The organism is Azoarcus sp. PA01 (assembly GCA_001274695.2).
GTDB lineage: Bacteria > Pseudomonadota > Gammaproteobacteria > Burkholderiales > Rhodocyclaceae > Aromatoleum.
Map to the genome: position 1 here is coordinate 1,047,673 of LARU01000004.1, position 11,912 is coordinate 1,059,584.

General features: G+C 64.0%; 11 protein-coding genes. 8 read left to right on the top strand and 3 right to left on the bottom strand.

The features are described from left to right. Positions 1–22 precede the first annotated feature (22 nt). Positions 23–1,120, top strand: coding sequence for a ferrochelatase (gene hemH, locus PA01_17040; GenBank protein KON80120.1), 1,098 nt, complete (start codon positions 23–25; stop codon positions 1,118–1,120). Further along, complete coding sequence (locus PA01_17045) at positions 1,121–1,519, top strand: phage holin family protein (GenBank protein KON80121.1); 399 nt, start codon at positions 1,121–1,123, stop codon at positions 1,517–1,519. It begins immediately after the preceding gene. Between the two features lie 42 nt (positions 1,520–1,561). On the opposite strand, the gene PA01_17050 is transcribed toward PA01_17045, so the two are convergent. After that, entirely contained in the window at positions 1,562–2,926 is a 1,365-nt protein-coding gene (locus tag PA01_17050) for a serine/threonine-protein kinase (GenBank protein KON80122.1), read from the bottom strand. A 180-nt stretch (positions 2,927–3,106) separates the two neighbouring features. Between PA01_17050 and grpE the strand changes: the two genes are divergently transcribed. The 3 genes from grpE (at position 3,107) to dnaJ (ending at position 7,009) form a co-directional block, all read left to right on the top strand. Further along, the gene (grpE, locus tag PA01_17055) at positions 3,107–3,685 is read left to right on the top strand and encodes a nucleotide exchange factor GrpE (GenBank protein KON80416.2); all 579 of its coding nucleotides are present in this window, start codon (positions 3,107–3,109) and stop codon (positions 3,683–3,685) included. 135 nt (positions 3,686–3,820) lie between these two features. Next, on the top strand, positions 3,821–5,761 hold the full coding sequence (gene dnaK / locus PA01_17060; protein ID KON80123.1) for a molecular chaperone DnaK: 1,941 nt from the start codon (positions 3,821–3,823) through the stop codon (positions 5,759–5,761). Between the two features lie 117 nt (positions 5,762–5,878). Next, on the top strand, positions 5,879–7,009 hold the full coding sequence (gene dnaJ / locus PA01_17065; protein KON80124.1) for a molecular chaperone DnaJ: 1,131 nt from the start codon (positions 5,879–5,881) through the stop codon (positions 7,007–7,009). Between the two features lie 70 nt (positions 7,010–7,079). Here the strand turns inward: dnaJ and cysS are convergent, their stop codons facing one another. Next, complete coding sequence (gene cysS, locus PA01_17070; protein ID KON80125.1) at positions 7,080–8,465, bottom strand: cysteine--tRNA ligase; 1,386 nt, start codon at positions 8,463–8,465, stop codon at positions 7,080–7,082. A 380-nt stretch (positions 8,466–8,845) separates the two neighbouring features. On the opposite strand from cysS, the gene PA01_17075 reads away from it, so the two are divergent. The 3 genes from PA01_17075 to PA01_17085 are packed head-to-tail and all read left to right on the top strand — an operon-like array spanning position 8,846 to position 10,713. Continuing rightward, positions 8,846–9,427 (top strand): peptidylprolyl isomerase, encoded by a 582-nt coding sequence (locus PA01_17075; protein ID KON80126.1) that lies wholly within the window; start codon positions 8,846–8,848, stop codon positions 9,425–9,427. A 22-nt stretch (positions 9,428–9,449) separates the two neighbouring features. Further along, a complete protein-coding gene (locus PA01_17080; GenBank protein KON80127.1) occupies positions 9,450–9,944 on the top strand; it encodes a peptidylprolyl isomerase in 495 nt (164 codons plus the stop codon). A 31-nt stretch (positions 9,945–9,975) separates the two neighbouring features. Then, the gene (locus PA01_17085) at positions 9,976–10,713 is read left to right on the top strand and encodes a UDP-2,3-diacylglucosamine diphosphatase (protein KON80417.2); all 738 of its coding nucleotides are present in this window, start codon (positions 9,976–9,978) and stop codon (positions 10,711–10,713) included. A 28-nt stretch (positions 10,714–10,741) separates the two neighbouring features. Here PA01_17085 and PA01_17090 read toward each other — a convergent pair whose 3' ends face one another. Beyond that, positions 10,742–11,911, bottom strand: coding sequence for an O-succinylhomoserine sulfhydrylase (locus PA01_17090; protein KON80128.2), 1,170 nt, complete (start codon positions 11,909–11,911; stop codon positions 10,742–10,744). Between the last annotated feature and the right edge of the window lies 1 nt (position 11,912).

Below are 11,912 nucleotides of genomic sequence, written 5' to 3' on the forward strand. Positions count from 1 at the left end.
CGCGCCCCCCCAAAGGACTTGCATGGCCCGTTACTGGCCCGAACCCGAGCACACCCACGGCACCCCCGAGCGCACCGGCGTCCTGCTCGTCAATCTCGGCACCCCCGCGGCGCCGACAGCCGCAGCGGTTCGCCCTTATCTCAAGGAATTCCTCTCCGACCCGCGCGTCGTCGAGATCCCGCGGGTGATCTGGTGGCCGATTCTGAACGGGATCATTCTCAACCTGCGTCCGAAGAAATCGGCCGAGAAATATGCGGCCATCTGGAGCGACGCCGGCTCCCCGCTCAAAGTCCACACCGAACGACAGGCAAAACTCGTTGCCGGCTATCTCGGCCACGCGGGAGTCACCGGCCTCGTCGTCGACTGGGCGATGCGCTACGGAGCACCTTCGATATCCGACGTGCTCGGCCGCATGAAAGCCGACCGCTGCAGCCGAATTCTCGTCGTGCCGCTGTATCCGCAGTATGCGGCGAGCACCACCGCGAGCGTCATCGACGAAGTCGCGCGCTGCCTGACCCGCTGGCGCAACCTGCCCGAGATCCGCTATGTGCGGAACTTTCACGATCACCCCGGCTACGTCGGAGCGCTCGCGAAGAGCGTACGCGACCACTGGGCAAAGCACGGCGAGCCCGACCAGCTCGTGATGAGCTTTCACGGCATACCGAAGCGTTCGCTCGATCTGGGTGATCCTTACCACTGCGAGTGCCATGTCACCGCGCGCCTGCTCGCCGCGAAGCTCGACCTGCCGCCCGAGCGCTGGCAGCTCACGTTCCAGTCCCGCTTCGGCAAAGCGGAATGGCTGAAACCCTACACCCAGCCGATCCTCGAAGCGCTCGGCCGCAAAGGGACCGGGCGCGTCGACGTGATCTGCCCGGGGTTCGCTTCGGACTGCCTCGAAACCCTCGAGGAAATCGCCCTCGAATGCAGGACGGCGTTCCTCGGTGCCGGCGGCAAGGCCTTTCATTACATTCCCTGCCTCAACGAGCGACATGACTGGATTGCCGCACTGACCGACATCGTCCGCAGCCGAATCGGCGACTGGCTGGAAGAACCGGCGCCAGCGGCGGAGCGCCTCGCGGCGACAGCCCAACGGGCACGGGCCGCAGGAGCGGAGCGCTAAATGGATCCCCGTTTCAGACTCGCCTTGCAGTGGCTGCTCAACGCGATCGCGCTGATGCTGCTCCCGGAAGTCATCACCGACCTGCGCGTCGATAGCTATGCCGCCGCGCTCGTCACCGCGTTGCTGCTCGCGCTGATCAATACGCTGATCCGGCCAATCCTGATCTTCATCACGCTGCCGATCACCTTGCTGACACTCGGGCTGTTCACGCTGGTGATCAACGCCTTGCTGTTCTGGGCAGTCGCGAGTCTGGTCGGCGGCGTATACGTCCCGGACTTCTGGACGGCCTTCTGGGCCGCGCTGCTTTACAGCCTGCTCACCTGGCTCGCAAGCGTCGCGCTGAACGGGCGCGACGGCAGACAGGTCCGCATTGTCGCCGGGCGGCGGCGGAATCATTGACAATAATCGCCCCCGTCTCGCCGGCGCCGCGTTTTTCGCGACTCAGTCGTCGAGGATCTGCAGGTCGAGCCCGCCCGTGGCGGTCAGATCACCAATAACGGCCGGCTCGCAATGCCGGGCGACTTCCCGCGCGACCCCCGCGAGTCGCCGCGCAACCGTCGTCGCGAGCAGCCGGCGGAAAAGTTCCAGGACCTCTTCGGTCGCCAGGGCCAGCGCGGCCGGGTTGATCTCGATATAAGTCGTCGGCGCCACCGCCACCACGGTGAGCGGATGGCGGTGGTCGATCGTATCGAGCCACGCCAGCTCGCCGAAGACCTCGCCCGGGCCGAGCCGTTGCACCCGGCGCCCTTCGACGGACAGCTCCACCTCGCCGGCAATCACTACGCCGAAGCGCTGGTCGGCGTCGCGCTCGCGAATCAGCGTCGTCCGAGCCCCGACGCTGCGCCAGGTCGAAGTGCGCAGCACCTCCCACAGTTCCACATCGTCGAACTCGGTGAAGAACGCGAGCTTGCGCAGCGTCGTGAACCGCGTCGTGTCCTGAGGCACGTCCTCGTCGACGACGATCTTGTAGCGCACCGCGGACAGATCCTTCGCAAACTCGGCGCCGTTGCGGTAGCGCGAGTAAAGATCCTTCTCCAGCGCCTTCCGCAGCACCATATTCATCAACTCCGGCATGTCAGGGTTCAGCTGCGACACCAGCGGCGGGTCCGCATTGATGATCTTGTAGATCAGCTGTGCCGGATTGGCGGCCCGAAACGGCAAGCGACCCGTCAGTAAGTGGAACAGCACGACGCCGAGCGAATACAGATCGGTTTTCTGGTTCAGCGGGTAGCCCTTGATCTGCTCGGGGCTCATATAGGCGGGCGAACCGACGCCCATGATGAACGTCGAGTCGGTTTCGACCTTCTTGTTGATGTTCAACGCCAGGCCGAAGTCGGTGATCTTCACGTTGTCGTTCTCGTCGACAAGGATGTTGGCCGGCTTGATGTCGCGGTGGACAACGCCTTGCCGGTAGGCGTGATCGAGCGCCATGCAGCACTTGAAGACGATGCCGATCGTGCGATGAATCGGCAGCAGGCATTCGAAGCTGCAGTACCGTTCGAGCGACTCGCCGGGGAAATACTCCATCACCACGTAAGCCTGGTCGGGCTCGGTGACGACTTCATGGATGCGGACGATGTTCGGATGGTCCAGCCGGCTGACGACCGCCTGCTCGGCCTTCAACAGCTTGAGCAGGCGACGGTTCCACTTCGCCTCGTCCCTGGCCTTGTCCTGGAAGCGGACGAGCTTGACGGCCAGCGGCTCAGGGTCATCCGGGGACTCCACCTTGTAAACAGTGGCAGTCGCACCACGCCCGACCTCCTCGAGGACTCGGTATTTTCCGATGCTGTGCGGAATCTCGCTCATCCTCGTTCCATGCCTTCCCGCCCGCAGTAAGCCCTGCCCCGCCATTCACGCCGAGAGGGACCGAATCGTGACACACCCACCGGCGAACCGGCAACCTTCGAAAAATCGCTCGACCTCCCTTGAAAAATGGAATCATGCCCCCAATTGGGCACGGTCGAAGAACAAAGGGAGATTCCACCCATGCAGGAAAACAAGCAGCCTTCCGAAATCCAGGGCGAACTGCCCGAGCGTTCCGAGGGCGAGTCCGTGCCGCCGCAGCCGACGAATGAACAGGCGCAGCCGGAAATGGACACGATGCCGCGCCTCGAGGAAACCCTGCGCCAGGCCGAACTGAAAGCCGCCGAACACCACGACGCGTGGCTGCGCGCGCGCGCCGAAACCGAGAACGTCCGCCGTCGGGCGCAGGAAGACATCGCCAAGGCGTCGAAGTTTGCCGCCGAGAAATTCGCTGCCGGCATGCTTCCGGTCAAGGACAGCCTCGAAGCCGCGCTCGCGAGCGAGAAGCAGACTCTTGAGAGCCTGCGCGAAGGTGTCGAACTGACGCTCAAGCAGCTGAACGCTGCGTTCCAGAACGCGGGCCTTGCCGAAGAAGACCCGGCGGGGCAAAAGTTCGATCCGAACAAGCACCAGGCGATCAGCGCGATCGAAGCCGAAGGCGAGCCGAACACGGTCCTCAACGTGCTGCAGAAAGGCTACTTGCTGCACGGGCGCGTGATCCGCCCGGCAATGGTCATGGTTTCGAAAGCCAAGGGCGCATGAGCCTCGCCACGGATGCTTGAAATCCGGCGCGGCGCCCCGATCTACTGAACAACGAAAATCCGGTGAAGTGTGGTTACGGCAGCGACGCCAGGCGTCCTCCGCCCATCCTTCGCCCCTCACTCAAAAGGAACGGCAATGGGAAAAATCATCGGTATCGACCTCGGCACGACGAATAGCTGTGTCGCGGTGATGGAAGGCGGCAAGCCGAAGGTCATCGAAAACTCCGAAGGCGCACGCACCACGCCGTCGGTCGTCGCGTACGCCGAAGACGGCGAGATCCTGACCGGCGCGCCGGCCAAGCGCCAGGCAGTCACGAACGCGAAGAACACGCTGTTCGCGGTCAAGCGCCTGATCGGCCGTCGCTTCGAAGAAAAGGAAGTGCAGAAGGACATCGACCTGATGCCGTACAGCATCGTCAAGGCCGACAACGGTGACGCGTGGGTCGAAGTGCGCGGCAAGAAGATCGCGCCGCCGCAGGTCTCCGCCGAAGTGCTGCGCAAGATGAAGAAGACCGCCGAGGACTACCTCGGCGAGGAAGTCACCGAAGCCGTCATCACTGTCCCGGCGTACTTCAACGACAGCCAGCGCCAGGCGACGAAGGACGCCGGCCGCATCGCCGGCCTCGAAGTCAAGCGCATCATCAACGAGCCGACCGCCGCGGCGCTCGCGTTCGGCATGGACAAGAAGCCGGGCGACTCGAAGATCGCAGTGTATGACCTCGGCGGCGGCACGTTCGACATCTCGATCATCGAGATCGCGGACATCGACGGCGAACACCAGTTCGAAGTGCTCGCGACGAACGGCGACACCTTCCTCGGCGGCGAGGACTTCGACCAGCGCCTGATCGACTACATCGTCACCGAGTTCAAGAAGGAACAGGGCGTCGACCTGAAGAAGGACGTGCTCGCGCTGCAGCGCCTCAAGGAAGCGGCCGAGAAGGCGAAGATCGAGCTGTCGTCGGGCCAGCAGACCGAAGTGAACCTGCCGTACATCACGGCTGACGCGTCCGGTCCGAAGCACCTCGCGGTGAAGATCACGCGCGCGAAGTTCGAGTCCCTCGTCGAGGAGCTCGTCCAGCGCACGATCGAGCCGTGCCGCATCGCGCTCAAGGACGCGGGCCTCAAGATCACCGACATCGACGACGTGATCCTCGTCGGCGGCCAGACCCGGATGCCGAAAGTGCAGGAGAAGGTCAAGGAGTTCTTCGGCAAGGAAGCGCGGCGCGACGTGAACCCGGACGAGGCGGTCGCGGTCGGCGCGGCGATCCAGGGCGGCGTGCTGCAAGGCGAAGTCAAGGACGTGCTGCTGCTCGACGTGACGCCGCTGTCGCTCGGCATCGAGACGCTCGGCGGCGTGATGACGAAGCTGATCCAGAAGAACACCACGGTGCCGACCAAGGCGAGCCAGGTGTTCTCGACTGCGGACGACAACCAGAACGCGGTGACGATCCACGTGCTGCAGGGCGAGCGCGAAATGGCCTCCGGCAACAAGAGCCTCGGCCAGTTCAACCTGTCCGACATCCCGCCGGCGCCGCGCGGCATGCCGCAGATCGAAGTCACGTTCGACATCGACGCGAACGGCATCCTGCACGTGTCGGCGAAGGACAAGGCGACCGGCAAGGAGAACAAGATCAAGATCCAGGCGAACTCGGGCCTGTCCGAGGACGAGATCCAGCGCATGGTGCAGGACGCTGCGGCGCACGCCGAGGAAGACAAGAAAGCCCACGAGCTGGTCGACACGCGCAATCAGTGCGACGCACTCGTGCATTCGGTGAAGAAATCGCTGACCGAATACGGCGACAAGATCAGCGCCGACGAGAAGGAAAAGATCGAACAGGCGATCAAGGACGCGGAAGAGGCGCTGAAGAGCAACGACAAGGACACGATCGAAGCCCGGATGCAGGCTTTGGCGACGGCCAGTCAGAAACTCGGCGAGCAGATGTACGCGCAGTCGCAGGGCGCCGAAAGCGGTCCCACGGGCGAGGCAGCCGGCGGCGGCGGCACCGCGGGCGGCTCGAAGGCTGCGGATGCCGACGTCGTCGACGCCGAGTTCACCGAAGTCAAAGACAAGAAGTAATCGCTCGCCGGAAGGCGAGATGTCGGCCGAGCCCCTGCCGGTGCCCCTCGCACCGGCCGGCTCGGCCTTTTGCATGATCTGGAGACCCTCCCGGTCTCACAGCCTGAGCGGACCAAGATGGCAAAACGGGATTACTACGAGGTGCTGGGTGTCAACCGCGACGCCTCGGATGACGAAATCAAGAAGGCCTACCGCAAGCTGGCCATGAAGCATCACCCGGACCGTAATCCGGACAACAAGGACTCCGAGGACCACTTCAAGGAAGCCAAAAACGCGTACGAGATCCTGTCCGATGCGCAAAAGCGCGCCGCCTACGACCGCTACGGCCATGCCGGCGTGGATTCGTCTGCCGGGGCCGGGCCGGGCGGGCAGGGTTTCGATGGGTTCGCCGACGCGTTCTCGGACATCTTCGGCGACATCTTCGGCGGCGCAGGCGGCGCCGGACGCGGGCGCTCGAACGTGTATCGCGGCGCCGATCTTCGCTACAACCTCGAAATCTCTCTCGAAGAAGCGGCCCGCGGCGCCGACAAGACAATCCGCATCCCGACCGTCGAGGAATGCGAAACCTGCCACGGCAGCGGCGCGAAACCCGGCACGCAGCCAAAGCCCTGCCCCACCTGCGGCGGCGCCGGCCAGGTGCGCATCCAGCAAGGTTTCTTCTCGATCCAGCAGACCTGTCCGAAGTGCCACGGCACGGGGCGGATCATTCCCGACCCATGCCGCGACTGCGGCGGCGCCGGCCGGGTGAAGCGGCAGAAGACGCTGGAAGTGAAAATCCCGGCGGGAATCGACGAAGGAATGCGCCTGCGCCATGCCGGTCACGGCGAACCGGGTGTCAACGGCGGGCCGCCGGGAGACCTGTATGTCGAGATCCATATCCGCGCCCACCCGGTGTTCCAGCGCGACCACGACGACCTGCACTGCGAGATGCCGATCAGCATCACGACCGCCGCGCTCGGCGGCGAGATCGAAATCCCGACGCTCGAAGGCATGGCGCGGCTGAAAATTCCCGCCGAGACGCAGAGCGGCAAAGTGTTCCGGCTGCGCGGGAAGGGAATTCGCAACGTCCGCTCGCAGGGCCACGGCGACCTGATGTGCCATGTCGTCGTCGAGACCCCGGTCAATCTCACCGAACGTCAGAAAGAGCTGTTGCGCGAATTCGAGGAAGTGTCCAGTTCGGACGCGGACCGCCACAACCCCAAGGCAAAATCCTGGATGGACAAAGTCAAGGACTTCTTCGGCGCGTGAGCGCCGGGCTCATCGTCGCAACCGTTAACCTGCCCCGCAGGCTCGCTTCGCGAGTCTCCGGGCAGCCCGTTCAGGCGCGGCGCCAGACGGTGCCTTGCGGCGTGTCCTCGAGGACGATTCCCGACGCGAGCAGTTCGGCGCGGATCCGGTCAGCCTCGGCATAGTCCTTCGATTTCTTCGCCAGCGCGCGGCGCTCGATCATCGTCTCGATCGCGATATCGCCGTCCTCGTCCGGTGCGCCGGCGATCTTGTGCTGGAGGAAGCTCGCCGGCGCGCGCGCGAGCAGTCCGAGCACGCCTCCCAGACTCTTGAGTTGCGCTGCGGTCGCGGCGGATCCGGTACGGTTCGCTTCGTTCGCGAGTTCGAAAAGCACCGCCACCGCCTCGGCCGTGTTGAAATCGTCGTCCATCGCAGCACGGAATCGCACCGCGTGCGGTTCGTCCCAATCGACCCCCGCATCGCACGGTTCGACGTTGCGCAACGCAGTGTAGAGGCGGGTCAGCGCCTGGCGAGCGTCTTCGAGGTGCGCGTCGGAATAATTCAGCGGACTGCGGTAGTGCGCGCGCAGGATGAAAAAACGCACGACTTCGGGGTCGAAGCGCTTGAGGACGTCGCGGATCGTGAAGAAGTTGCCGAGCGATTTCGACATCTTTTCGTCGTCGACGCGGACGAACCCGTTGTGCATCCAGTAATTGACGAACGTATGGCCGTGCGCGCCCTCCGATTGCGCGATCTCGTTCTCGTGATGAGGAAACTGCAGGTCCTGGCCGCCGCCGTGGATGTCGAACTGCTCGCCGAGCAGGTCCGAACTCATCGCCGAGCACTCGATGTGCCAGCCCGGGCGCCCCGCTCCCCACGGGGACGCCCACTTCACTTCGTCGGGCTCGTCGGTGCGGGCGTGTTTCCACAGCACGAAATCGAGCGGGTCCTGCTTGTCGCCTGCGACTTCGACGCGCTCGCCGGCGCGCAGCTCGTCGAGCGACTTGCCGGAAAGCCGCCCATAGCGGTCGAATTTGCGGACCGAGTAGCACACGTCGTGGTTGCCGGCTACATAGGCGAGCCCTTTGTCCCGCAAGCGGCCGATCAGCGACTGCATCTGCGTCACATATTCGGTCGCGCGCGGCTCGTGGTCGGGCCGCAGCACGCCGAGGGCATCCGCATCCTCGTGCATCGCGGCGATGAACCGGTCCGTCAGCGTGCGGATCGATTCGCCTTTCTCGCCCGCCCGCCTGATGATCTTGTCGTCGATGTCGGTGATGTTCCGCACATACGTGAGTTCGAAACCGCTCGCGCGCAACCAGCGCGCCACCATGTCGAAGATCACCATCACGCGCGCATGCCCGAGGTGGCAATAGTCGTAGACCGTCATGCCGCAGACGTACATCCGCACCTTGCCCGAATCGATCGGAACGAAGGTTTCCTTTCTTCGTGTCAACGTATTGTGAATGTGCAGCATGTTTCTTCCGCCTGCTCGGGGCTCTGGTCAGCCGATTCGCTGCTTCGCGAATGGAATCGGCAACCTCCACCGATACAACAAAAAAGGCGGTACCCGTCGGTCCGCCCCAGCCGTTTCGCCTCCATCACTCGATTGCGATGCGGCGCAGTTTTCTTTGATAGAATGTGCTTCGATCCGCGCGGATTTCGCGGAAAGTCGCGGTGATTCTAGCACAGCGACGACATGTTCCGAGCCGGAGCCGATCCGAATCGCTTTCGTTGCACGACTCACCCGTGCGGGTTTCGGCACGCCCCGGCGCAGCGTTCGACGATCACTGCGAAGGCCTCGCCCGACAAGATTTCTTCTCCCCTCCTCCATTCCTCACTCCTGGAAAACCGACAATGAAGCGCCTGCTCGCCTCTCTCTTTCTGTTCGGCTGGTTCATTTCCGCCGGCGCAGCCAACCCGCTTGTCGAGATGCGGACCAGCGAAGGTCCGGTGGTGATCGAACTTTTCGCCGACAAGGCGCCCAAGTCGGTCGCGAACTTCATCGAGTACGTGAAGAGCGGTCACTTCAACGGCACGATTTTCCATCGCGTCATCGACGGATTCATGATTCAGGGCGGGGGCTTCGACGCGGCGATGCGACAGAAGCCTACTCGTGCCCCGATCGAGAACGAAGCGAAGAACGGCCTGCGCAACGAAGCCGGCACGCTCGCGATGGCCCGCACTGCCGATCCTCATTCGGCGAGCGCGCAATTTTTCATCAACCTCGTCGACAACCGCTTTCTCGACTACCCGTCCCGCGATGGCTGGGGGTATGCGGTTTTCGGCAAAGTCACCGAAGGGTTCGACGTCGTGCAGAAAATCGGCCGGCTTCCGACGCACACCGTGAATGGCATGCAGAACGTTCCCGAGCAGCCGGTCACGATCGAATCGGTCCGCATCGTGGACGCGGCGCCGGCAAAATCCACCACCAAGTAGCAAGCCCAACCAGGAGCTTTCCATGGCAGTCAAGCTTCACACCAACCACGGCACGATCACCCTCGAACTGGATGCGGAGAAGGCTCCGGAAACGGTCGAGAATTTTCTCGCCTACGTCAGGGCCGGCCATTACGACAACACGATCTTTCATCGCGTGATCAAGGGTTTCATGATCCAGGGTGGAGGTTTCGAACCCGGCATGGTGCAGAAACCGACTCGCGAACCGATCAAGAACGAAGCCGACAACGGCCTGAAGAACGTCACCGGCACGGTCGCGATGGCGCGCACCCAGGCTCCGCACTCGGCGACGGCGCAGTTTTTCATCAACGTCGCCGATAACGACTTCCTCGATTTCCGCTCGGCGGACACCCAGGGCTGGGGCTATTGCGTGTTCGGCCGGGTTACCGAAGGCATGGATGTCGTCAATGCGATCCGCTCGGTCAAGACCGGGTCCAGCGGCTTTCATCAGGATGTCCCCGTCGAGGACGTCGTCATCGAGCGCACCGAAATCGTCTGATTTGCAGCGCACCTTGCCGGCACAGGCCTCGATGTCGGCCCTGTTCATTTCCGACCTCCACCTGTGCGAGCAACGGCCCGGCACGCTCCGGGCTTTTTTCGCGTTCCTTCAGGGCCCGGCGCGCGGCGTCCAGGCCCTCTACATCCTCGGCGACCTTTTCGAATACTGGGCCGGAGACGACGATGCGACGCCGCTCGGCAACGCGGTCAGCGACGCGCTGGCGGCGCTCGCCGAGACGGGCTCGGCGATCTTCTTCCTGCCGGGCAACCGCGATTTCCTGCTTGGCGAATCGTTCGCCCGCAAAGCCCGCATGCGGATGCTTGCCGATCCGGCGCTGATCGATCTCGGCGGCGAAGCGGTGCTGCTGAGCCACGGCGATATCCTGTGCACCGACGACGAGCATTACCAGTCGTTTCGCCGCCTGGTTCGCGACCCCGCCTGGCAACGGGCCTTTCTGGAACGGCCGCTGGCGCAGCGCAAACAGGTCATCGAGGGCATGCGCTCCCAAAGCGAAACCGCCAAGCAGGAAAAGACGATGGAGATCATGGACGTGAATGCGTCGGCCATCGACACGCTGCTGCGCGAGCACGGTTATCCGACGCTCATCCACGGCCATACGCATCGTCCGGCGCATCACGTGCACGTCGTGGACGGCCGGTCATGCGAACGATGGGTTCTCGCCGACTGGCACGACGACGCGCCCTATCTGCGCTGGGACGGGTCCGACCCGCCGGTGGCGCTGCGGTTGCGGCCAAACCCGGACGGCTGACGGCCCCGTTGCCGTCGAGGCTGAAGGATCAGGCCTCCAGGCCCCGGGCAAGGTCGGCGCGCAGGTCTTCGATCGATTCGAGACCGACGGCGATACGCAGCAACCCTTCTCCGATTCCCGCAGCGGCACGCGCTTCGGCGCTGATGCGGCCGTGCGTCGTCGACGCCGGATGAGTGATCGTCGTTTTCGTGTCGCCGAGATTCGCAGTGATCGAGATCATCCGGGTCGCGTCAACAACCTGCCAGGCGCGTTCGCGCCCTCCCGCGACTTCGAAGCTGACGATCGCGCCGCCTGATTTCTGCTGGCGCATCGCCAGTGCGTGCTGCGGGTGCGAGGCGAGACCGGGGTAAAACACGCGCACCACTCCCGGCTGCTGCTCCAGCCAGCGCGCCAGATCCAGGCTGGTCGCCGACTGCGCTTCCATGCGGATGCGCAGCGTCTCCAACCCTTTCAGAATCACCCACGCGTTGAACGGCGAAATGCTCGGTCCGGCGGTGCGCAGGAACTTGAGCACCTCATCGACGACGACTTTCGCGCCGGCCACCGCGCCGCCGAGCACTCTTCCCTGCCCGTCAAGGTATTTCGTCGCCGAATGCACGACGACGTCGGCGCCCAGTTCCAGCGGGCGCTGCAACGCAGGCGTGCAGAAACAGTTGTCGACCGCGAACAGCGCACCCGCGGCGTGCGCAATCTCCGCGACTGCGGCGATGTCGATGACTTCGGTGAGCGGATTCGACGGCGTTTCGACGAAGAAAAGGCGCGTGCGCGGCGTCACCGCAGCACGGTACGCATCGAGTTCGGTGGCGGTGACAAAGCTGGTCTCGATGCCGAATTTCGACAGGATCGTGCCGAACAGTTGCTGCGTCGCACCGAACAGCCCCGTCGAAGCGACCACGTGATCGCCGGCTTTCAGCGTCGCCATCGCCAGCGACAGAATCGCCGACATCCCCGATGCAGTCGCGACGCACGCCTCGGCGCCTTCGAGCGCCGCGAGCCGCTCCTGCAGTGCCGTGACCGTCGGGTTCGAGAAACGCGCATAGACGTTGCCCGGCTCCTCGCCCGAAAAGCGCGCGGCCGCCTGCGCCGCACTGCCGAACACGAAGCTCGATGTCAGGTAGAGCGCTTCGCTGTGCTCGTTGAACTGGCTGCGCGCAGTGCCTGCCCGCACGGCAAGGGTGTCGAATTCGTAGGGATTCATG